The organism is Novosphingobium sp. BL-S-20, assembly GCF_055521635.1.
This window is the reverse complement of record NZ_CM145494.1, coordinates 471803-492322: the sequence shown is the minus strand read 5'-3', so window position 1 is coordinate 492322 and position 20520 is coordinate 471803. Positions and strand designations below refer to the sequence as shown.

22 protein-coding genes are annotated in these 20520 nt (G+C 61.2%); 11 read left to right on the top strand and 11 right to left on the bottom strand.

Annotated elements, in window-relative coordinates; genetic code table 11:
- Positions 1–543: 543 nt before the first annotated feature.
- The 6 genes from ACZ1II_RS10080 to ACZ1II_RS10055 form a co-directional block, all read right to left on the bottom strand.
- Positions 544–765 carry a helix-turn-helix domain-containing protein gene (locus ACZ1II_RS10080; RefSeq protein WP_465146302.1) on the bottom strand — a complete coding sequence of 74 codons (222 nt, stop codon included), beginning with the start codon at positions 763–765 and terminating at the stop codon, positions 544–546.
- Positions 762–1181, bottom strand: coding sequence for a CopG family transcriptional regulator (locus tag ACZ1II_RS10075; RefSeq protein ID WP_465146301.1), 420 nt, complete (start codon positions 1179–1181; stop codon positions 762–764). Before ACZ1II_RS10075 ends, ACZ1II_RS10080 begins: the two co-directional genes overlap by 4 nt.
- 84 nt (positions 1182–1265) lie before the next feature.
- Entirely contained in the window at positions 1266–3278 is a 2013-nt protein-coding gene (gene rlxS, locus ACZ1II_RS10070) for a relaxase/mobilization nuclease RlxS (protein WP_465146300.1), read from the bottom strand.
- A 546-nt stretch (positions 3279–3824) separates the two neighbouring features.
- Positions 3825–4733, bottom strand: a complete 909-nt coding sequence (locus tag ACZ1II_RS10065) for a nucleotidyltransferase and HEPN domain-containing protein (RefSeq protein WP_465146299.1) — start codon at positions 4731–4733, stop codon at positions 3825–3827.
- Between the two features lie 57 nt (positions 4734–4790).
- Positions 4791–5111, bottom strand: a complete 321-nt coding sequence (locus ACZ1II_RS10060) for an RNA polymerase sigma factor (protein ID WP_465146298.1) — start codon at positions 5109–5111, stop codon at positions 4791–4793.
- On the bottom strand, positions 5108–5995 hold the full coding sequence (locus tag ACZ1II_RS10055; RefSeq protein WP_465146297.1) for an ArdC family protein: 888 nt from the start codon (positions 5993–5995) through the stop codon (positions 5108–5110). The genes ACZ1II_RS10060 and ACZ1II_RS10055 overlap by 4 nt, the downstream gene beginning before the upstream one ends.
- A 411-nt stretch (positions 5996–6406) precedes the next feature.
- Here ACZ1II_RS10055 and ACZ1II_RS10050 point away from each other — a divergent pair, with 411 nt between their 5' ends.
- The 6 genes from ACZ1II_RS10050 (at position 6407) to ACZ1II_RS10025 (ending at position 11720) form a co-directional block, all read left to right on the top strand.
- Positions 6407–6637 carry a hypothetical protein gene (locus ACZ1II_RS10050; RefSeq protein ID WP_465146296.1) on the top strand — a complete coding sequence of 77 codons (231 nt, stop codon included), beginning with the start codon at positions 6407–6409 and terminating at the stop codon, positions 6635–6637.
- 682 nt (positions 6638–7319) lie between these two features.
- The gene (gene rsgA, locus ACZ1II_RS10045; protein WP_465146295.1) at positions 7320–8366 is read left to right on the top strand and encodes a ribosome small subunit-dependent GTPase A; all 1047 of its coding nucleotides are present in this window, start codon (positions 7320–7322) and stop codon (positions 8364–8366) included.
- Positions 8359–8514 carry a hypothetical protein gene (locus ACZ1II_RS10040; protein WP_465146294.1) on the top strand — a complete coding sequence of 52 codons (156 nt, stop codon included), beginning with the start codon at positions 8359–8361 and terminating at the stop codon, positions 8512–8514. The genes rsgA and ACZ1II_RS10040 overlap by 8 nt, the downstream gene beginning before the upstream one ends.
- Before the next feature lie 141 nt (positions 8515–8655).
- Entirely contained in the window at positions 8656–8970 is a 315-nt protein-coding gene (locus ACZ1II_RS10035; protein WP_465146293.1) for a DUF6481 family protein, read from the top strand.
- Between the two features lie 377 nt (positions 8971–9347).
- A complete protein-coding gene (locus tag ACZ1II_RS10030; RefSeq protein WP_465146292.1) occupies positions 9348–9677 on the top strand; it encodes an META domain-containing protein in 330 nt (109 codons plus the stop codon).
- A 396-nt stretch (positions 9678–10073) separates the two neighbouring features.
- Entirely contained in the window at positions 10074–11720 is a 1647-nt protein-coding gene (locus ACZ1II_RS10025; protein WP_465144544.1) for an IS1634 family transposase, read from the top strand.
- Between the two features lie 206 nt (positions 11721–11926).
- Here ACZ1II_RS10025 and istB read toward each other — a convergent pair whose 3' ends face one another.
- A complete protein-coding gene (gene istB / locus ACZ1II_RS10020; protein WP_222614186.1) occupies positions 11927–12769 on the bottom strand; it encodes an IS21-like element helper ATPase IstB in 843 nt (280 codons plus the stop codon).
- Positions 12769–14019: an IS21 family transposase gene (gene istA / locus ACZ1II_RS10015; protein WP_465144065.1), complete on the bottom strand. Its 1251-nt coding sequence runs from the start codon at positions 14017–14019 to the stop codon at positions 12769–12771. The genes istB and istA overlap by 1 nt, the downstream gene beginning before the upstream one ends.
- 391 nt (positions 14020–14410) lie before the next feature.
- Here istA and ACZ1II_RS10010 point away from each other — a divergent pair, with 391 nt between their 5' ends.
- The gene (locus tag ACZ1II_RS10010; RefSeq protein ID WP_465146291.1) at positions 14411–14617 is read left to right on the top strand and encodes a helix-turn-helix transcriptional regulator; all 207 of its coding nucleotides are present in this window, start codon (positions 14411–14413) and stop codon (positions 14615–14617) included.
- Between the two features lie 103 nt (positions 14618–14720).
- On the top strand, positions 14721–15050 hold the full coding sequence (locus ACZ1II_RS10005; protein WP_465146290.1) for a hypothetical protein: 330 nt from the start codon (positions 14721–14723) through the stop codon (positions 15048–15050).
- Between the two features lie 40 nt (positions 15051–15090).
- On the opposite strand, the gene ACZ1II_RS10000 is transcribed toward ACZ1II_RS10005, so the two are convergent.
- From ACZ1II_RS10000 to ACZ1II_RS09990, 3 genes are all read right to left on the bottom strand, one after another.
- A complete protein-coding gene (locus tag ACZ1II_RS10000) occupies positions 15091–15699 on the bottom strand; it encodes a glutathione S-transferase (RefSeq protein WP_465147275.1) in 609 nt (202 codons plus the stop codon).
- Positions 15689–16708: an oxygen-dependent tRNA uridine(34) hydroxylase TrhO gene (gene trhO, locus ACZ1II_RS09995; protein WP_465146289.1), complete on the bottom strand. Its 1020-nt coding sequence runs from the start codon at positions 16706–16708 to the stop codon at positions 15689–15691. Before trhO ends, ACZ1II_RS10000 begins: the two co-directional genes overlap by 11 nt.
- A 210-nt stretch (positions 16709–16918) precedes the next feature.
- On the bottom strand, positions 16919–18829 hold the full coding sequence (locus tag ACZ1II_RS09990) for a ribonucleoside-diphosphate reductase subunit alpha (protein ID WP_465147274.1): 1911 nt from the start codon (positions 18827–18829) through the stop codon (positions 16919–16921).
- Positions 18830–19799: 970 nt separating this feature from the next.
- Here ACZ1II_RS09990 and ACZ1II_RS09985 point away from each other — a divergent pair.
- The 3 genes from ACZ1II_RS09985 to ACZ1II_RS09975 are packed head-to-tail and all read left to right on the top strand — an operon-like array spanning position 19800 to position 20515.
- Complete coding sequence (locus ACZ1II_RS09985; RefSeq protein ID WP_147216752.1) at positions 19800–20045, top strand: GlsB/YeaQ/YmgE family stress response membrane protein; 246 nt, start codon at positions 19800–19802, stop codon at positions 20043–20045.
- Between the two features lie 42 nt (positions 20046–20087).
- On the top strand, positions 20088–20309 hold the full coding sequence (locus ACZ1II_RS09980; RefSeq protein WP_465146288.1) for a DUF4169 family protein: 222 nt from the start codon (positions 20088–20090) through the stop codon (positions 20307–20309).
- Positions 20309–20515, top strand: coding sequence for a hypothetical protein (locus tag ACZ1II_RS09975; protein WP_465146287.1), 207 nt, complete (start codon positions 20309–20311; stop codon positions 20513–20515). The genes ACZ1II_RS09980 and ACZ1II_RS09975 overlap by 1 nt, the downstream gene beginning before the upstream one ends.
- Positions 20516–20520: the final 5 nt, after the last annotated feature.

Here is a 20520-nt window from a genome sequence, read left to right as displayed (position 1 = left end):
AGATCAGTTTAGGAAGTGGAAGTGCAAAGCCCTACGCTTCTGAACCATGGCCCGTTTTACTGGTACGAAGATGAGTCAATCCGATTTGCAGTCAGCTCTGCTTAGAGTCCGTTGAAAAAAGCCCGCAGGGGCATTTTCGTAGCGGTACCGGCCCTCTCCCCACCCTGCCGCCCGCAGGATACTACCGACGGGTAGCGGGGTGGGGAGAGGGCCGGTACCGCAAAATTCGCATTTCGCGAATTTTCAAACGGTCTCTTACAACGGAACCTTCCGGCCGGGCAGGACGTCGGTCAAGAAAAGGATTATCCGGTTGCAGATGATCAAAGTTGTCTTACATTCCCGCTCTCGAAAGACAGCTATTGCTTAGCGGCCTTCTCAAAGTCTAAAGTCGCAAATGTTGTTTAATTAATCTTCGCATTGCCGTTTCTTTTTCTCGTTCCAGATTGAAAATATTTGCCTTCTTGGTCACTCTCCTGCATTGAAGCGGTCATCCGACTTCGTAGCACCCAGGATGGGGGCTACATCAATTACGCGGCGTCCCAATCAAGGACGCTCGATCAGCCGCCGCAATGTTCGCATTGGCACCAAGGTGATAGCGCCGACCTTGATGGTCTCGATGTAACCGTCGGCTATCATCTGATAGAGCTTCGAGCGGCCGATCCCGGTCAGGCGGCAAGCTTCAGGTATCCTGACGGCCAAGGGCTCGGTCAGCGCCGGATGGACGTGCTTGCTGCTTATTGCCCGCGACCTTTCTTCGTGCATCATTTCGCTCCTTTGCTCGGGATCCGACCTTCACCCGCCTTTTCGCCTCCGCTTCGAGCGGCCTGCTCCGCAACCAGCCGGACGAAGGCGTCATATCGAGCCTGACCCAGCTTTCGGGTCACCGCATCGAATCCCGGATGGTGCGCCGTCAGCGTCAGTTGATGTCGCACGAACAGCCCAACCACTTCGGTGAGGTAATCGAGCCTCCGCTCGATCCGCTCGACCACCCTCACCTGCTGCGCCAGATTCTTCCCGAATTGTCTCTCCGCCTCGACATCCTCACGTCGCTCGAACCAAGTGCCAAGCGCCTCGGTCATGATCGCGGTCTTGGAATTGCTAGGCTCCGCGGCCAGCGCGTCGAGGCGCGCCGAGAGGTGATCGGGCAGATAAAGCTGATGGCGGGTCTTGCGCGTCTGCATGCCCGCCAGGATGCCAGCCGGGCAGTCGTCGAGAAAGACACTCTCTGGTGCACGCAGGGTACTTTCCGCGGCATCTCGTGACCATCATGAGATTTCGGGCCCACCGCGATCGAGCCCGCGCCGCCAGGTGATTCCCGCTTCGCGCATGATCCCCGACACCTGCTGGTTCAGGTTCCTCTCCAGTTCGGGGCGCCAAGGCACCAGCGTAAATTCCCGCGACTTCTCGATCAGGGCAAACTTCTCACCGCCGACCTCCACGGCCCGGCGATAGGTGCCTTCGATATGGGTATGCCGGTGTTCTGCGAAGGGAATGCCTAGCTCGTCCGCGAGCTGACCAGCCACGCGGCGAAGCTCGCGCTGCTGAAGGTTGGCAAGGAGGTTCGCCTTGAAGCGGATCGTGTTGCCGTCCTGCTCGGCGAGATCCTGCTCGATCAGCCACTGCCGGCGCTGCTGAAGTGCGCCGCGCACCTCGCCCCCCATTCGGCCCTGAAGCTGCTCGGGATCTTTCGCAACGCATTGCCGGTCGAGCCAGGTCGGCCCATCATGCCGGACCAGTTGCTCCAGAGGCCGTTCGGCCAGAACCTCCACTGTGACCGGACGGTTTTGCTTCAAGCGCTGTTCGTACTGCTTAACCCGCTCAAGATGATCTGCCGGGATTGTCCAGGTGCCGTCGAGTTGGCGTTCCACCCCGCCCTGTGCACGCCGAATGGCTTCCAGACGCCGCACATGGGCCTGGGCATAATCGTGGGTGGCCGTGCGATCGTGGGCAAGGTGCTTCGCGACGCTGTAGGCCCCGCCATTGGCAGCGGCGATTTCGGCAACGGTGCGATCTGCAATACGGGTGCCGAAGCGCGCCTGCTCGATCCTGACCAACCGACCCTGCATGGCACCGTCCGCCAGTTCGTGTCCAAGGTCGACATAATGGGTGCGGCCGTCGGTGGCCTCGACAATCATGTAATGGCGATCCCGGTGCTCGTCGGAGAGCCCGCGAGCCTCAATACGCCCGACGATGGCGCGGTCCGTGCCGGGCTCGAAGATGGTATAGTCGTGGGGGGCCAGTTCCGGGCGCGCTTTCAGGCGCTCATGCATTGTGGCGATGATGTCGCCGCGCCGTCCCATCGTCCGCAGGGTACTCTCGATATCGGGATCGAGGCGGTAGCGGCCCTTCTCCTCTTCGATTGCGAGCCCCATGCGAGCGAGCGTGCCAAGGCGCGCTGCGCGCAGGCCCTGCTCGACAGGATCACGGTGCCAGGCGGGCGCCAGTCCTTGCTCATCGAGCGAGGTCAGCAAAGTTCGATCGAGGCGGGTGAAGCGTTCGGCGGTAATCTCGGAGCGCCGCGCTTCCTGGATTTCCAGTTCGGTGCGTGGCCCGAGATCGAGGCTGACGATCTCCGAAGCACGGGCGGCAATACCGCTGCTGATATAGTCGCGGGCGATGACCAGGTCCTTGCCGCGCTCGTCGACGCCGCGCACGACGATGTGGGTATGAGGATGGCCGGTGTTGTAGTGATCGACTGCCACCCATTCGAGGCGGGTACCCAGGTCAGTTTCGACCTGCTGCATCAGCCGGCGCGTGAGGTGTTTCAAATCCTCGTAGTGCTGGCCGTCCTCGGGCGAGACGATGAAGCGGAACTGGTGGCGATCGCCGGCACCGCGCTCGAGAAAGGCCTTGCCATCCGCCACGTCGATTTCCGGACCGTAGAGCGTGCCGCGTTCGCCCTCGCGGGTGGTGCCGTCACGCTGAAGGTAACGCAGGTGCGCGACGGCGGCCTTCGCGCCCTTCCCGGCCAGCTTCACATACCGGGTCTTGACGATGACCCGGCGCGAGCGCGGCCCGCCAAAACGATCGCCGCTTCCCAGCAACTTTCCGGTAACGCCGCCACGGCCAGTCCGGCTACCGGTGAAACGCCCCTTCCCGCCACCCGAGGTTCGCCGCGCGCCTCCGGCCTGATTGACCGCACGGCGCAGGTCGTGGCGAAGAGGCCGTTCCTTGCCGACATGGCCTAGCCATACCTGGAAGTCGTCATCCATCGCGCGTACCTCGCTGGCAAAGACCTCGATGAAGGATTGCGCGCACGTGGCTTCAAGGGCCTCCATCGCCGTACAAGCCCAAGCCATTCAAATCCCACCATTTCCGAGGCCGAACCTCCATCAGTGGAGGCAAGGGTCAGTAATTCCACGCCCCGAGTCTCTCAAAAAACGATGTGCAGACAATGAGTTGGGTCGCTGCGCGAGACGACGCCTTTTAACTTGCCCTGCCCCCTTCTTACCCTCTCCTGCCCTCCACACCCTCTCCTCTGCCCTATTCTCCGGAAGCGCGAGGCCACCTTCCCACGGCACGCGTACGGCAACATCAAGAACCCTGCTTGTTGCTACTTTCACAGGTCTGCGGAGGTATTCAGCGGCCGTTTCGGACGGGGCCTGCTGGGTGATATCCGGTCAAAGCTCGCCGATTTGGTCTCGCTTGCAGATGCCGCCATATACTCCTTTCCGGGTGTAACCAGGCCGGCAAAGGAGACGAATTCAAACAGCGAACCAATCGGATCACACCAGCCTTACGCTCCGAAAGTTCGATAGGAAAAGGGCGCCACCGATCACGGCGGCGCCCTGAAATGGACGCTCGATTTGAAGGAACCAGAGCGCCTAGATGTGGCTGCCTTTCTTCCTCAGATGGGTCTCGCAGGCCTCTTTCGTCAGCGCATGGAGCATTTCCACGCGCTGGACGACCCACTCCAGTTCGACGTCCCGGATCGTGTAGTAAGGCGAGTATCTTGCCTTGACGTAGGCCTGCTGAAGCAGCTCGAAACATCGCCGAGCGAACTTTGTGTCTCGCGGCCACACCGGGATCAGATCGCGGGCGATGTCCTCGCTCTTGTTCCGCAGAAACTCGATGTTGTGCGATTTCGGGCTGTAGAGTGTCAGCGTCAGTAACAGGGCGTGGTAGGCGTGCTCGGTCGCCTGATGCAGCATGAATGCACCATGGTTTTGTCGGCCCTTCGAGATGTTGTATTGCGCCGAATCCAAGAAGCCGACCGCACTCTCAAACCACTGCTTGTAGTTCTGCTCAGCCTCCGAAAAGGCCACCGCCGTATCCAGCGGCTTGGGCATCGCGAAGTGCTGTTCTTCCAGCGAATAAAGGACCACGCCCTCGCGCACGACATCCATGAAAAAGGGGCGGCTACGCGAGAGCTGGCCGTTCACATCGGCCGTGCTGTGGACCACCATGCCCACCGGCGCCGAGATACGCTTAGCGATGCTCCATTCGCGCATCAGATGGTCCTGCGCACGGTGCCAGTATTCTGGATCGGCAAGCCGCTCGTCGTTGACGATCACGAGGATATCGTAGTCGGAATAGTACCCGCCTTCGTGATCCTCGATCCAGTTTCCCCGGGCGTAGGAGCCATAGAGAATGACCTGAGCGATCCGCCCTTCCCGCTTCCATTTCTGGGTGGAAAGCGCGCGTGCATCCTCGAATTCCGCAAAGATGATCTGCACCACGCGTTCGAGATCGTGGCGCTTGCGGTCGGGGAGATGGTCGAGATCGGTCTTCATGGGCTTGGCTCGACTGTGGTCGTAAGGGGCGGCAGGTGCAAGGAAAAGACGGCAGGCTCATGGCCCGCCGCCTTCTTCCAGTATGCGCGTAATTAAACCGATGGACCTGCTCATCCGCCTCTCGATGTCCTTCACCGAACGGCCGGTGCGCCGGGCAATTTCCACGTAGCTCATGTTGTCGATGCGCGCAGCGAGGAACACTTCACGGTCCACGCCGGGCAGCGCCGCCATGGCCGCCTCCAGCCGCTCCAGCAGTCCGGGCGGCGGCTCCCCCAGTGCCTCGAGGTCGATGGCCGGCGGCACGACGGGCTGCGAAGATGGAGCTTGATGGGCAGCCCACCCCCTCCGCCACCAGAGCGAAAGCCGCGGCCCCCTCATGCCGCGTCATCCCCGAATGCGAGGAGGAAATCGGCCGCCTTGCTGGCCGCACTGGCCGCCCGAAAGATCGCCTTTTCATCAGCGCGCAGAACCTCGAGCCAGGAGCCGATATAGTCGCTGTGCCGCACCGTCGGATGGATGCCGAGCGAAGCGCAGGCAAAGGCCGCCGTCATCTCCGCGACCAGCTCTTCCTTGGCGTAGGAGGCCGATCCAAACCGCCCGGTATGATCCCGGTTCAAACGGCTGGTATGCCCGCTCCAATGCCCCAGCTCGTGGAGCGCCGTGCGAAACCAGTTCACCGGTTCATGGAATGCAGCCTGTGGCGGGACTTGCACATAGTCATGCTTGGGAGAGTAATAGGCCTCGTCCCCGCCAATCCGAAAATCAGCGCCGGTAGCGGCAATCAGCCGGTCGACCTCGGCAATCGCCATAACCGGATCCAGCACCGTATCGGCCTCCTCAAACCGCTCCGGCAGCCCTTCGATCTGATCGACATTGAAGACCACAAACCGCTTCAGAAAGGCGATCGTGCGCGCCTCGCGATCCTCTCCCCTCGCCTTCTCGGCCTCGTCCTTGGGCGTGAACCGATCAGCGTAACAGATGACCGTCCCCTTCTCGCCGCGCCGGACATGCCCACCTGCTGCTTCGGCCTGCCGATAAGTCAGCCAGCGCTGCGAAGCGAACTCGCGTTCCACCGCTTCGCACCACAGGATGAGGACATTGATCCCCGAATAGATCCGCCCGGACACCGCATTGCGCGGCATCATGCAGGGACACCGCGCGCTGTCCCATGGCCGCACCCAGGGAAGCCGTCCCTCTTCAAGCTCGGCGATGATGCGGAACGTGACCTCTTCATACAGGCCAAGACGCTGAATCTGGCTCATTACCCTACTCCTTTTCTCAACCGCCATGACCCGGCGCCGGGGTGGCGGGGGGCGGCAGGAGCGGACCAGGAGCCTCGCCAAGATGGCGGGGTGCACCCGAGGGGCCGGAACGAAGAGGAGGACCTGGGCAACGCCCAGGTTGCGCCGCGCCATGGCGGGGCTATGGGTCCGTGACGCCCCCCGTCACCCTGGAGCCGAGGCATACGCCGCCGGGCCGCAGGCACGGCGACAACATCCGGCCCACCGGGCCGCCCCTGTCAGGGATCGTCACCCGAAGGGACGAGACGCCGTGAGGCGGCTCGGTTGAGCAAAGCGAAATAGAGCCCGGCCGCGCAGCGCGCGGGACAGCCGGACTTCAATCTGCATTATCCACTCAATACAAATTCAGGCCCCTGCCTACGAAGGACGACCATGTCGCGCTACTATCCTGCATGGAACGGCATCCAGGTTCTGCCTGAAGACCTCACCAAGTTTGCCTGGTCCGAACCCATGCGTGACCTTGCCGCCAAAATCGGCATGTCCGACGTGGATCTCAGAAAACTGTTCGTCTCGATGGGGCATCGTCGCCCGGCCCAAGGGCTAACGGTTGTCAACACACGCCGGTCCTTCGAATGCCCTGAAGCATGCAAAAACAAGGTATGAAATTCTGCTCCAGGACTCGAACTTCTGCCAATTTGTACAAAAACTTTTTTGGGGGCCTATCAGGGGGCCTACTAGGCTAGTCTGAAATATAAACCATTTTTATACAGCAAGTTAGACATGAATTTCGAGTCACGTAAGCGTAATCAAACCCCCATCACTGAAATCTCACGAGAAATCGCCATGAATGAGCACGACGAACCCGAAGATCAGGGCACGCATCACGCAAGCGCACCACTTTTCCCTCTCAGATCGTCCCAAACGCTCGCAAAAATGGCTGAATTCTGGCATTCTTGAGCCTCACCGGTCTAAGAGTTTGTCAGACAGTCCCAGGCCATCTTAAGCAAAATGGGGCCACGAAATGGCACCAAAACCTCCTTGAGAGGACTCACAAGGATGGCCCACCAGAACGGCACTCTTACGCGCTTCGACCTTTCGAGGAGAATCGCGCGTGGCACTTACCGAAAGCGGAAGCTGTCGTTTCCGGTTTCTAGGATGTGGCAGTGGTTGGTTAGGCTCAATTTCTGGGCTTTAATTTCTCATAGCATGGCGCACCGCCGAATATGCGTGTAGCCGCAGCCTTATAGGAGACGAGTGGGTCGCGTGCGACTTCTTCGTCCTGCGGTTCCAATTCCATGCACCCCGTTCCTTAGAGTCTACCGCGCGAAGTGAGCCTGCCCTACTGATGGATATGCCCGACCCCACCCTTCACGACCTCGGTTGGAGAGCGAGTTTCAGCAACCAACTGCAGGAGGATGAACGCAGCGATGAACTTTGCCCGGCGCGTGTCATCGCAGTTCATCGTGGCTGGATAGAGGTTGCAGGTAGCGGTCTCACCGGGATGATCCCGTCCGCACTGCCATCAGCGGAAGATGCTGAAGACCGCGCCACGGTCGGGGACTGGCTGATAGTCGATCGGGCGAGGCTGGAGCCGGTCAGGATCTTGGACCGCATCAACCTTTTCAAGCGGCAGGCCCCGACGGACAAACGTCGCCTCCAGTTGATCGCCGCAAACGTCGATACGGTGTTCGTGGTCACATCGTGCAACCACGACTTCAATGTGGCACGGCTCGAGCGCTATCTCGTCATGGCGCGTGAGGTTGGCGTGACGCCGGTGGTGGTTCTGACCAAGGCTGACCTGGCGGCCGAACCCCAAGAGTTCGTGGACATCGCCCGGGGGCTGCAGCCCGGCCTGCAGGTTGAACTGATTAACGGGCGCGACACCGGCAGCGTTGCGGGGTTGGCGCCGTATTGCGGCAAGGGCAGAACCGTCGTACTGCTGGGCTCGTCCGGTGTCGGCAAGTCGACGATGATCAACAGCATGCGCGGATCAACCGACATCGCGACCCAGCCCATTCGCGAAAACGACGGCAAGGGACGGCACACGACGACAGTGCGACAAATGCACCGTCTCAATGGTCCGATCGACGGGGGCTGGTTGATCGATACACCTGGCATGCGCGAGTTCAATCTTCCGGAAGCCGCTGACGGAATCGCCGAAGTGTTCGACGATATCACTGCGTGGACCCCGCAATGCCGCTTCACCGACTGCAAGCATGTCTCCGAGCCTGGCTGCATGGTGCAGGCAATGGTGCGCAGCGGGATGCTGAGCCCTGCCCGGCTGCAACGCTGGCGCAAACTGGTTCTTGAAGATTCCGGAAATTCACAGAACACCCCCGACCGTCGACGGGGTTCGACCAACGCCGTCAAAAGGAATAAGAAAAATGGCTGACCTCTATCTCAAAGCTCTGGAGTCCGAGCGCAGGAGTTTGTGGGCCGAATGCCGTTTGAAAGGGCTTTCGAAGGACACACCTGAACGGCTCCGGATTGCCGAACTCGATAAACTTCTGGCCGAGCACAAAGCGAAGAAAGCGAGCTAGGCAGTAAAGGATAGGGTGCCGGGGTGGCCAAGGCAGTCTGCAAATCGCCTGACCCAATCCGCAAATGACTTGATCCATAGGGCCCGTATACGGCGGATCCTTCCATCTTTCCTGTTTCCAGCATTGTGTGGGTTTTAGAGAATGGTAGCGTACAAGGAGCCGGACATCGAAGCTCGGCGTAACGCCGCGGCAGAGGCGCGGGCCAAGGCATTGGCGAAACTGAAGGCAAAGCCCCCGATTGACCCGGTGGTTCAGGCGGAACGGATTGCGAAGGCGCAGGTGCGTGAACAGGCGCAGGCCGAGAAACGTCGGGCGGCAAAGGAAGCTCGCGAGCAAGCCGCTTTGGACAAGGCGGCACGGATCGCAGCAGAGCGGCCAGCGCCGGAACCTACCGAAGCGGAGCGAAAAGCGGCCCGCGACGCGCGTTACGCCGCTCGCAAGGCGCGCAAGAAGTAATGTCACTGAAGCGCGCGATTAGTTTCCGTTGTGATCAAGCCCGTTTTTCGACCCACAATCGGTCCACTGTGCCGAGCAAATTATGCTGGCAGGCCAAAAAACCGCCGGTCGGCTTGCGCCCCAAATTTGTCGCTTCCATGTGTCGTACACATCAATGGTTCATCGCAGTGCCTGGCGCCGGGAGAGCAACTGCCATGACCGTCCGACTTCCCCGAATCCGGACGATAGAACAGTCTCCATCTCCGTCGGGACGGCGATCCTACCGGTAACATTCTGCTCAAGGCAATGCGGGGGTCAGTTTCTCAGTTCGCCTGACACCACGGGCAGAGCAATCCGCTGTGCATCAGAGACCGGGCACTCGATGACAGGTTATCAGCGTGGGAACGGACGGTGCCCCTAAGCGCACTAAGTCACCGGCCGCAGTGCTATTCACGGGCGCTGACGGGGCTATCGGAGGCAAGTGGGAATGCAACAGCGGCGGCTCGGCATACGTTCGGTGGACGAGCGCCGGTGGGTTCACGGGCACAGACGGCCCCATTATCTTTACTTCGATGGGCTGCGGGGAGAAGAATAAGGGAGACTTCGCAGGGAAATTCTGGCGGCTCATGGGCAAAGCCAAACGATGGGAGCGCTCCGGCAAAATGCTCATTATTTATGCGACTGGCGGGAGCGCCGCTCGTTTGCGGCTAATCTCAGAAGTTCGCTGATCGGAACGGCAACCAAGTGGTGGCGCCCTACTGGAAATGGAACCGCATGCACCTCACCGAAGGCAAGTTCCCGGACGACGGCGCTTCACCCCCGACCGGATGCGAGTGCTGGTCGCGGGCTCGTTGATCACGTCTGCCATGTGACCGGCCATGCGCAGTCCCGGCGGCGAGCGACGCCGTCCTGACATCACCTCGTCGCAGGCGACCGGCGACGACCGAAGGCTCAGCCACACCCAAGTTGAACAGTGCTGGCAGAACATGCGGGGAACGTCAGGCGTTAAGTAGCTGATTTTGCTGGTAGTGGATTTGGCGGCAAAATGGGGTGTGCTAACAACATTTCGCCTGTGACTGGTGGTTTGGTTTATCTTCACAGGTGCAGGTAGTAACAACCTGACCATGTATGTCGTCGAACGAGTCGCTCGCGGGCACCGCTATCTTTACCTGGTCGAGAGTGTGCGCGAGGGCAAAACCGTCCGTCAGCGCACGATCAAGGCTCTGGGCCGCAAGGATGTGCTGGCCGCGAGTGGTGAACTCGACAGGCTGGCCGCCTCGATTGCCCGCCACGCCGAACGCAGCGTCATTCTGTCCGATATCGATGCAGGCCGGATCGCAGCTCGCAGGATTGGCGGCCCGTTGCTGTTCGGGCGCCTGTGGCAGCGGCTTGGTGTCGATGCGGTACTGGAAGAGGTGCTGGAAGGCCGCCAGTTCGGCTTTGCCGTGGAGCGCGCCGTATTCGTCGCCACACTGCACCGCCTGTTCGTCTCCGGCTCGGACCGAGCCTGCCTGGACTGGATGGAGAGCTACGCCATCGACGGCAGCGAGGATCTTGCCCTCCATCACTTCTATCGCGCCATGGCCTGGCTCGGCGAGGAGATCGAGGAGAAGGCAGAAGGGGGATTGGCACCTCGCTGCGTGAAAGACGTGATCGAGGAGAAGCTGTTCGATCGCCGCCGAGACCTGTTCACCGACCTCAGTCTTGTATTCATGGATACGACGTCGCTCTCGTTCTACGGCGCCGGCGGCGACACGCTGGGACGGCGCGGTTATTCCAAGGACCACCGGCCCGAGCTTGCCCAGCTGATCCTGGCCGTCGTGATCGACGCCCAGGGGCGTCCGATCTGTACCGAGATGGTCCCGGGCAACACGGCTGACGTGAAGGTGCTCATGCCCATCGTCACGCGCCTGCGCACCCGCTTCGGCATCACCCGCTCGTGCGTTGTGGCCGATCGCGGCATGATCAGCGCCGATACGATCGCCGCCCTTGAAGAGCTGGGCATGGAATACATCCTGGGTGCGCGAGAGCGCACCAGCAGCGTCATCCGCGATGTCGTGCTGAACGACACGGCCCCGATGGTGCCCCTGGTTCTCGAGCGGCAGGCAGGAGACACTCAGCTGTGGATCAAGGAAGTGCGCGTTGGCAAAGGCGCAGATGCCCAGCGCTATGTCGTCACACTCAACGAAGCTGAGGCAAGGAAGGACAAAGCCGATCGGCAAGCGATCATCGATGGCCTCCAGACCCAGCTGAAGAAGGGTGACAAGGCCCTGGTTGGTAACTCAGCTTATCGCCGCTATCTCAAGGCCAGCGGCAAGACCTTCGAGATCGACATGGGCAAGCTTGCTGACGAGGCCCGCTACGATGGTATCAGCGTGCTGCGCACCAATGCCCGGATCACCCCGCTGCAGGCGGCCATCCGCTACCGTGACCTGCTTCAGGTCGAAGCCCTGTTCCGCGTCGCCAAGGCGAGCTTCGATACCCGTCCCATCTTCCATCAGTCCGATGCCGCTATCCGCGGCCATGTGTTTGTCTCGTTCCTCGCTCTGACGCTGGCCAAGGAACTCACCCGTCTTTGTCAGGAAAAGGGCTTCCAGCCCGAATGGCAGCCGCTCCTCAACGATCTCGATCGTCTTCAGGAAGCCACCATCGAAAAGGACGGCAAGGTCATTACCACCCGTACCCACGTCTCGGGCCAGGTGGGGAATGTCTTCAAGGCAACCGGCATCGCGCTGCCGGCCAATATCAGCGAGTTGCCACCGCAAACCTGAGCCTCTGCAAACTCAACCGACCCCAAAAATGTAGTGGTAACACTTGCGCCTGCGCGCGCATGTCATTGAACAAAAATGCATTTTCGAAACGCACTGTTCAAGTTGGGCCACAGAAGCGCGCCCGAGCCTTCGGTCGTCATATGTAAATGCTGATCGAATATTCCTCAGAAGTGCTGGTGCAAAAATCCCCAGCGCGGATTTGGTGATCAGCCATTGAGATGATCGACAGCTCCATTTTTAGGCGGCCTGCCGCGACGCCTTGGAGCGGGCGGCGGGGTGAGATTGGCGTGGGCGCGTGTATGCTCGGGGATCAGATCGGCATGTTGCCGCAATCGGTAGCTTGCGCCTTCGATCTGAACGACGACGGCATGGTGAAGCAGTCGGTCCAGTAGCGCGGTGGCCACGACGGGATCACCGAAGACTTCGCCCCACTCGGCGAAGCCGCGGTTGGAGGTTAGGATCATTGCGCCCTTTTCGTAGCGGGCGTTGACGAGTTGGAAGAAGAGGTTAGCCCCGCCCGGAGTGATGGGCAGGTAGCCGATTTCGTCGACGATCAGAAGCGACGCGCGGGTGTAGAAGCGGATTTTCTCGACCAGACGACCTTCGCGCTCCGCCTTGGTCAGCGCTTCGATCAGCTCGGCCAGCGAGCAGCGATAAACGCTGCGCCCGGCTTTGACCGCTGCCACTCCGATGGCGGTGGCCAGATGGGATTTGCCCGTACCGGGCGGCCCGAGAAAATGGAGAACTTCCGCGCGGTTGATGAACTCGAGTTGGGCGAGTGCGGTGATGCGATGCCGGTCCAATGAAGGCTGGAAGGAGAAGTCGAAGCTTTCGAGCGTCTTGACCGGCATGAGGCGGGCGGTGCGCAATGCCACGCCGATACGCCGCCCCTCCCGCAAGTTCAGTTCCTCGGCCAGAAGGTCGTCGATGGCCTCGATCGCGCTGATTTCGCCCTTTTCCAGCCTGGCCAGCGTGTGATCGAGCGTTTCCAGGGCACGGGCCATGTGGAGAGCCAGCAGGCTCTGCCGGATGCGGTCGGAGACGGACATCACGCAGCACCTGTGGCATTGAGAGCAGCCAGACGATCACCTACGGCGCCGTAAAAGGTCAATGGTCGCTGACCGACCGGCTTGTCCGAGGTTGTGGGCAGGAGTTGTGCGGGTTTCGCCGCCTGTGCCTTGCGATGCCCGGGCTCGACCCGCCTGCGGTTCTTGCCCTCGATCACGGGATGCTGGGCAATCAATTGTCCTTCCTCGAAGATCCGCACCTCATGCGTGTGATGCTGGACTTCGACCACGCGGCGGCGAGTGGTATCGGGTACGCTGTAATAATTGCCAGCCACCGCGACCATGCCTTCCCGGCTGATCCGCCGTTCGACCGTCAGGACCGTGTCGTAGCGCATGCCGGGCAGCGGCAGCAGATGAGGCTGTTCCTGCTCAAAATGCTCCTTCACGATCCGCCCGGTGGTCGCGTGCTGCCTGGCATTGGCGATATCGGCACGCCATGTGCCGAACTGGGCGTTCAGATCGTCGAGATCACGAAAGCTGCGGCCAAGGAAGAAATCCTGCCGGATATAGCCGAACGGCCTTTCCACCTTACCCTTCGTCTTGGCCCGGTAAGGCTGGCAGGCTTTCGGGGCGCTGCCATAGTGGGCCAACAGCGCCACCAGCGAGGCGTTGTAGGTGACCACCCCGGCAGCGTCCTCGCCGATGACGGCGGTCTTCATGCGGTCGTAGAGAATTTCGCTGCAGCAGCCCCCCATCGCTTCGAAGGCGGCGATATGGCAGCGCATCACCGTTTCCAGCCCCTGGTTCGGGCAGAACCGCCCCCAAAGCCACCGACTGTGCCCCAGGACCATGCTGAACAGCCAGACCTTGCGCACGACACCAGGCTCGCTGGTGAAGATCGTCTGGAATTCGGCAAAATCAACTTGAGCCTGTACGCCGGCGGCGGTTTCGAAGCGCCGCTCATAGGTCTTGGGCACGGGCGGCCGGACCTCGCGCAGATATTCGGTCAGGGAGGAATAAGCTCCCTTGAACCCCATCTCTCGGATTTCGCGATGCAGCCTGCGTGCTGAAAGGCCGGGATAGCTCTCCAATCGTTCCAGCAGATGGGCCCGATATGGCTCGACGGCATTCGCTATGGGTTTACGTGGCGAATAGGTTGGCGCCTCCAGACCGTTGGCCAGATATTTCTTCACGGTCTTGCGGTCGAGGCTGGTCTGGCGCGCGATGGCGCTGATGCTCAGCCCCTGTCTCTTGAGTTCCTGGATCAAAACGACCTCCCTCAGTCCTATCACCTGCTCGCCCTTCCTTCGGCATCAGCAGGGATAATTGTGCCGCCTGATCGGCATGGGGGCATGCCCCCATGCCGATCAGGCGCAGTCCTCAAACTGGGGAATTTTCAACCAGCACATTTGGGGAGATTACGACCAGCACTCACATCATAATGCGAAAAACCACAACGCACTGCTGCGCTGAGACGCCTTGAGACGCGGCAGCCGAAATCGCCGGGTCCGGTGCTCAAATTTTTTCGGTGTCCAAAAGGTCCCATGACGTCCCATTCGATGCAGCTCGGGGAGCCTGGCGCGATTACGCGCCGTTCTGCGCGGTTCAGTGCACTTGCAACCGCCTCAGTTTAGCCCAATCTTGCTGGTTGGCCGGCCAGTCCACCTTATCAAATCGGAGGACATGCCACGTGACATGATGCCCCCTGATTGTTTCCTGCGCCTCAATTCCGTGCTCGACCGCACGGGTCTGTCTCGCGCGACGCTCTACCGCCAGGTCAAAACCGGAACCTTCCTGGCGCCGGTCCGCATCGCTGCGCGGCGCTGCGGCTGGCGGGAGAGCGCCGTAACCCAATGGATGAACAATCAGACATCCAATTCCAATGATTGATTTCCCGCGCCGCTCCCGGAGCCCGCAGGACCTTAAGACCGATTTTGAACTAATCGTCACTTTCGACAATTTGAAAAGCAGCCTCTAAATGGAAAGGATAAGCATGTTCGAAATCCTGCCCCTTGAGCTCCACGGGCCGTGGTTTGTCCGAGTAATCGAAAACAAGGTCGCCGTCGGAGTGTTCTGTTGCTCCGAGCATGAGCTTAATGACCTAATTGACGAGTCAACAGATCCCCACGGATGCGAATACAAGTTGCTACCATCGGGCGGATTCATTTTTGGAGGCACGCCTGTTCTCCATCTACCCGATGAAGATGACATTAAGGATGCCATGATGGCAGAAGCGTCTCTCACCGAAAGCTGGCACGAAGTATATGAAAGTGAGGGGCCTTGGCATCGCATCTACACCCCAGACTTCGCGAACGACGATTAAGCCTCGATAAAAGTGTCTCGCATCTCCGTGTTTACACTGACTAACTTCCAAACTGCCACGGCGGCGTGCGGAACATAGTTGCCGAGAACAGGGGAGATGTCAGATGGTCGGCTAACCACGTTTGCAATCGCGCAAGAGACTGTGACGCGAACCAGTCGGGATCGGTTGCCGCGAACTGGCGAACGAAAGGCATAATAGCCGCGTCGGCAATTCCGCGTGTCGTGCCGCAAAGCTGGGGACTCTGGACCAGGCGTGCATCGAGTTCGAGTAGAAAGGCGAGACCGCTCTCTCGGTGCGCGGCGGCATCGCTGCCGTGGCGTTCCGGGTATTTGTAGCGATCAAGGTCGTGCTTGAACGGTCCGTCGTTAACGGCGATCAGCGCTTCGTCGTCGCGTGCGAGCCAACCTTCGGGATCATTGCGTTTCAAGGCCCAACGCATGATGTCGAGGCTCTGATCGATCACTCTACCATCGGGCAGTACGAGAACCGGCACCGTTCCCTTGGGCGAGGCTTCCAGCATTTCCGCCGGCTTGGCCGAAAGCTTCACTTCGCGCAGTTCCCAGGTCATGCCGCTTACCAGCAGCCCCAGCCGCGCCCGCATCGCGTAAGGGCAGCGGCGGAAGCTGTAGAGGATCGGGTCAGTCGGCATTGTCATCGACGGCATGCTCCGGCCTGCGCACGGCGCCGACGTGAAGTTCGCCGCGTGCCGCAGCGAGGTTTTCCTGGCGGTGGCGCTCGCGATAGGAGGCACGCTGTTCGTCGCTTCGCTCATGGTGGCAGGCCGGGCAGCTCACGCCCTCCTCGTAGAGCGGCGAGGCCTGATCCTCGGCGTTCACCGGCCGGCGGCAGGCATGGCATAGCGCGTGGCTGCCCTGCACCAAGCCGTGGCCGATGGTGACGCGCTGGTCGAACACGAAGCACTCGCCCTGCCACAGGCTCTCTTCCTCGGGCACCGTTTCCAGGTACTTGAGGATGCCGCCCTTGAGGTGGAAAACTTCCTCCACGCCTTCCTGCTTGAGGAACGCGGTGGATTTCTCGCAGCGAATACCACCGGTGCAGAACATCGCGACTTTCGGCGGCTTCCCGCCTTCGCGCTTGGCCGCCAGCAGCTTCTCGCGCTCGGCGCGGAACCACTCGGGGAAATCGCGGAAGGTCGCGGTGTGCGGGTCGATGGCGCCTGCAAACGTGCCGACCGCCACTTCGTAGTCGTTGCGGGTGTCGATCACGATCGTGTCGGGATCGGAGATCAGCGCGTTCCAGTCCTGCGGCTCGACATAAGTGCCGACCACCGCGAGCGGATCGATATCGGGCTGGCCCATCGTCACGATCTCGCGCTTGAGGCGGACTTTCATGCGGTGGAACGGCATGTCCTCGGCACCCGAGAGCTTTACGTCGACGTTCGCGCAGCCCGGCAATGCCCGCACATGGACAAGCAGGCGTGCGATGCCTTCGTGGCTACCGGCGACCGTGCCGTTGATACCCTCTGCAGCGAGCAGCAAGGTGCCCTTGATGCCCTCCTCCTCGCAAAGCGCCAGAAGCGGCGCCCGCAGTGCGGCGAAATCCGCGAATCGGGTGAACTGATAGAGCGCCGCGACACATATCGGAGCACGGCCGACGCTATCGCCGGAAGGGGTGAGGGGAGCACAGCCATTCTGCATGGCGCGGCCCTTAGAGCATTTTCCAATCAGGTGGAATCACCTGATGACTCGGAAAATGCGGTAAACCGGAAGCCTGGAGCAATCGATCCGATGTAGTCGGATCGATTGCTCGAGCGCGGAATCGCGGAAAAATGAATGCCGCGCAGGCAAGAAGAAACCCCGGCAAGCTCGGCTCACCGGGGTCTCCTTGAAATCGCCTGTGCAATCAGATCACTGACAGGCCAAGCACTCGTCGTAGTCGGTGGTCTCGCCGATCTCGAACTTGGGCGCTTCAGGCGTGTTGTCCGCCTCCACGCCGCCGCCACCGGCGAAGCCCGCGCGCTGCACCGACTTCGAGCGCAGGTAATAGAGCGACTTGATGCCCTTCTCCCAGGCCTGGAAGTGCAGCATCATCAGGTCCCACTTGTCGACGTCGGCCGGGATGAACAGGTTCAGCGACTGCGCCTGGTCGATATAGGGCGTGCGGTCGGCGGCGAATTCGAGCAGCCAGCGCTGATCGATCTCGAAGCTGGTCTTGTAGACCGCCTTCTCGTCCGGCGTCAGGAAGTCGAGGTGCTGGACCGAGCCGCCGTGCTCCAGGATCGAATTCCACACGTTGTTGGAATCCTTGCTCTTCGAGGCGAGCAGCTTCTCCAGATAGGGGTTCTTCACCACGAAGCTGCCCGAGAGCGTCTTGTGGGTATAGATGTTCGCCGGGATCGGCTCGATGCAGGCCGAAGTGCCGCCGCAGATGATCGAGATCGACGCGGTGGGCGCGATCGCCATCTTGCAGCTGAAGCGCTGCATCACGCCCATGTCGGCCGCGTCCGGGCAAGCGCCGCGCTCCTGCGCGAGCATGAGCGAAGCCTCGTCCGCCTTGGCGGCGATGTGCTGGAACATCTGCATGTTCAGCGCCTTGGCCATCGCGCTCTCGAAGGCGATGCCGCGCTTCTGGAGGTAGGAGTGATAACCCATCACGCCCATGCCGACCGAACGCTCGCGCGCGGCGGAATAGCGGGCGCGGGCCATCTCGTCCGGCGCACGGTCGATGTAGTCCTGAAGGACGTTGTCTAGGAAGCGCAGCACGTCTTCGACGAAGCGCTTCTCGCCCTTCCACTCTTCCCAGGTTTCCAGGTTGAGCGAGGAGAGGCAGCACACCGCCGTGCGGTCGTTGCCGAGGTGGTCGCGGCCAGTCGGCAGGGTGATTTCCGAGCAGAGGTTCGAGGTCGAAACCTTGAGGCCGAGATCGCGGTGATGCTTGGGCATCGTGCGGTTCACGGTGTCGGAGAACACGAGGTACGGTTCACCCGTGGCGAGGCGGACCTCGACCAGCTTCTGGAACAGCGAGCGGGCGTGGACGGTGCCGCGCACCGAACCATCCTTGGGGCTCTTGAGGTCGAAGTCCTTGCCGTCGCGGACGGCTTCCATGAACTCGTCGGTCAGCAGCACGCCGTGGTGCAGGTTGAGCGCCTTGCGGTTGAAGTCGCCCGAAGTCTTGCGGATCTCCAGGAACTCCTCGATCTCGGGGTGCGAGACGTCGAGGTAGCAGGCGGCCGAACCGCGGCGCAGCGAACCCTGCGAAATCGCGAGGGTAAGCGAATCCATCACGCGCACGAAGGGAATAATGCCGCTGGTCTTGCCGTTGAGGCCAACCGGCTCGCCGATGCCGCGCACGTTGCCCCAGTAAGTGCCGATGCCGCCGCCGCGCGAGGCAAGCCAGACGTTCTCGTTCCAGGTGGAGACGATGCCCTCAAGGCTGTCGTCCACCGAGTTGAGGTAGCACGAGATGGGAAGACCGCGCCCGGTGCCGCCGTTCGAAAGAACGGGGGTGGCAGGCATGAACCACAGCCTCGAGATATAGTCGTAGAGACGCTGGGCGTGCTCCTGATCGTCCGCATAGGCATCGGCCACGCGAGCGAAGAGGTCCTGATACTTCTCGCCGGGCAGCAGGTAGCGGTCGTCGAGCGTTTCCTTACCGAAGTCGGTCAGCAGCGCGTCACGCGAATCGTCGGTGACGATGGTGAAGCGGCGCGCATTGATCGTCTTTGAATCGGGACGCGCCTTCGCTTCGGGCGCGGCAGTAACGGCCGCCAGCATGGCGTCGGCCACAAGAGCGGCCGTAGCGGTATCGGTCTTGTCCATCGCGATCGCCGGGCTATCGCCCGCCTCCTTTTCCTTTTTCGCCGCTGCCTTTTTTACGGTTTTCGCCTTTTCGGCGACCTTTTCAGGCTTGACCATTTCAATCGTGGGGGCCGGAGCCCGCGGAGAAGTCTCGAAACCGGGCATTTCAACCTGCCCATCATCCTGAATCATATCTGCCTGCATAAAGTCGGAGCTGTTCACGTCAGCGTCGCTTCCGTTCCTGAAATCCAATTTCGCCCCCGCTTGCTCAAAATCCGCTAAAAGCCACCCGTTCATCAGGACCCGTTTCCGGCCCCTGTCATCGAAGCGCCAGAAAGCGCGTTCAGCATTGCCCCAGGTCCGGCCCCACCCATTCCCAAGCCTGTCCCGATTCGTCGCTCGACGCACCGCGAACGGCTGAAAACAGATCACGAAATTCCTGACCGACCCTGGCGCGCGCTGCTCGCAAGAGGTTCCGGACACCGGAAAACCGCCTTTCGGGACACCTGACGGCCCAAGGACGATTTCTCTAGGTCTAGATGCCCCGCGATCAACGCGCCACAACCCATAGTGCCTGTTCTGGAAATTGACGCAAGAGGGCAGGCTCCGGGGAAACGCCCGGCAGGTCTTGCCTCTTTACAGCCAAAGGCGCCTCGCGACGCATGGGAACTCCGTCATCCAGCTCTCGCGCAAGAGGCTATTTCGAGACCGCGGCTAAAAATTTTTCCACATAAAACGGCGATGAAGCGAATCGTGTTTGCGACGAAACGAGTCGCTGGATTTGCGGACATTTCCCCTCTGTCGAGACACTTGAACGGCATTGTCCCCATTCTCGGGAAGTAATGCCCGCGACCGCGAATCCCGCTGCGCTTCCCGTCGAGCTCGATACCCCTTTCGACGAGGTCCGATTGCAACCCGCGCCCCGCTCGCGACTTTAGCACGCGCAGACTTCGGCCAACCCCTTCGGCCTGAACGAGGACTTCGACGAGACATGATCAATATCATCAGCGCCATCATCAGCGGCCTCATCATCGGCGCCTTGGCGCGCTTCTTCTATCCCGGCGCGGTCGAGATGGGATGGATCGCGACGATCCTGCTCGGCATCGGCGGCTCGCTGGTGGCCGGTCTCGTCACCACGCGCGGGCAGGCGGACTTCCAGCGCGCCGGGTGCCTGGCCTCGATCATCGGCGCCATCGCGCTGATCTTCATCGGCCGCCTCCTCGGCATCGGCATGTAACAGAGAGCCGCGCCCTTCCCCTCGCAGGTCGCAGGCGGTAACATGGCCGTCATGGCCGAGATCATCAACCTCCGCATGGCCCGCAAGGCCAGGGCGCGCGATGCCGACAAGCATCAGGCGGACGAGAACCGCGCGCGCCATGGCCGCACCAAGGCCGAGCGCGGCGCCGCCGAGGCCGAAGCCGCGCGCCTCACCCGCACGGTCGAGGGCGCCAGGCGCGAGCGTCCCGAAGCGAAAGGCCCCGAAGCGGAAAGCACGGACTGATGCGCACCACCTACCTCGACGCCACCGTGCGCCTCTACCACCTCGATTCCGGCCCCGAGGGCGGCGCGGCGAGCACCCTGTTCTACGGCTCGCTGTCAGAAGCGATGGACATGGCCGCCTGTCAGCCCGAAGAGGTGCAGGACGGCCTGTTCATCGCCACCGACAACGATGTGGTGGCCTACCTCGACCTCCTCGAAGGCTGGTAAGCCCC

Excerpts from the sequence above, each read along its gene's own strand:
- ACZ1II_RS10080 (WP_465146302.1), bottom strand. The coding sequence starts at position 765 with ATGATGCACGAAGAAAGGTCGCGGGCAATAAGCAGCAAGCACGTCCAT.
- ACZ1II_RS10075 (WP_465146301.1), bottom strand. The coding sequence starts at position 1,181 with ATGCAGACGCGCAAGACCCGCCATCAGCTTTATCTGCCCGATCACCTC.
- rlxS (WP_465146300.1), bottom strand. The coding sequence starts at position 3,278 with ATGGAGGCCCTTGAAGCCACGTGCGCGCAATCCTTCATCGAGGTCTTT.
- ACZ1II_RS10065 (WP_465146299.1), bottom strand. The coding sequence starts at position 4,733 with ATGAAGACCGATCTCGACCATCTCCCCGACCGCAAGCGCCACGATCTC.
- ACZ1II_RS10060 (WP_465146298.1), bottom strand. The coding sequence starts at position 5,111 with ATGAGGGGGCCGCGGCTTTCGCTCTGGTGGCGGAGGGGGTGGGCTGCC.
- ACZ1II_RS10055 (WP_465146297.1), bottom strand. The coding sequence starts at position 5,995 with ATGAGCCAGATTCAGCGTCTTGGCCTGTATGAAGAGGTCACGTTCCGC.
- ACZ1II_RS10050 (WP_465146296.1), top strand. The coding sequence starts at position 6,407 with ATGTCGCGCTACTATCCTGCATGGAACGGCATCCAGGTTCTGCCTGAA.
- rsgA (WP_465146295.1), top strand. The coding sequence starts at position 7,320 with ATGGATATGCCCGACCCCACCCTTCACGACCTCGGTTGGAGAGCGAGT.
- ACZ1II_RS10040 (WP_465146294.1), top strand. The coding sequence starts at position 8,359 with ATGGCTGACCTCTATCTCAAAGCTCTGGAGTCCGAGCGCAGGAGTTTG.
- ACZ1II_RS10035 (WP_465146293.1), top strand. The coding sequence starts at position 8,656 with ATGGTAGCGTACAAGGAGCCGGACATCGAAGCTCGGCGTAACGCCGCG.
- ACZ1II_RS10025 (WP_465144544.1), top strand. The coding sequence starts at position 10,074 with ATGTATGTCGTCGAACGAGTCGCTCGCGGGCACCGCTATCTTTACCTG.
- istB (WP_222614186.1), bottom strand. The coding sequence starts at position 12,769 with ATGTCCGTCTCCGACCGCATCCGGCAGAGCCTGCTGGCTCTCCACATG.
- ACZ1II_RS10010 (WP_465146291.1), top strand. The coding sequence starts at position 14,411 with ATGCCACGTGACATGATGCCCCCTGATTGTTTCCTGCGCCTCAATTCC.
- ACZ1II_RS10005 (WP_465146290.1), top strand. The coding sequence starts at position 14,721 with ATGTTCGAAATCCTGCCCCTTGAGCTCCACGGGCCGTGGTTTGTCCGA.
- ACZ1II_RS10000 (WP_465147275.1), bottom strand. The coding sequence starts at position 15,699 with ATGCCGACTGACCCGATCCTCTACAGCTTCCGCCGCTGCCCTTACGCG.
- trhO (WP_465146289.1), bottom strand. The coding sequence starts at position 16,708 with ATGCAGAATGGCTGTGCTCCCCTCACCCCTTCCGGCGATAGCGTCGGC.
- ACZ1II_RS09990 (WP_465147274.1), bottom strand. The coding sequence starts at position 18,829 with ATGGACAAGACCGATACCGCTACGGCCGCTCTTGTGGCCGACGCCATG.
- ACZ1II_RS09985 (WP_147216752.1), top strand. The coding sequence starts at position 19,800 with ATGATCAATATCATCAGCGCCATCATCAGCGGCCTCATCATCGGCGCC.
- ACZ1II_RS09980 (WP_465146288.1), top strand. The coding sequence starts at position 20,088 with ATGGCCGTCATGGCCGAGATCATCAACCTCCGCATGGCCCGCAAGGCC.
- ACZ1II_RS09975 (WP_465146287.1), top strand. The coding sequence starts at position 20,309 with ATGCGCACCACCTACCTCGACGCCACCGTGCGCCTCTACCACCTCGAT.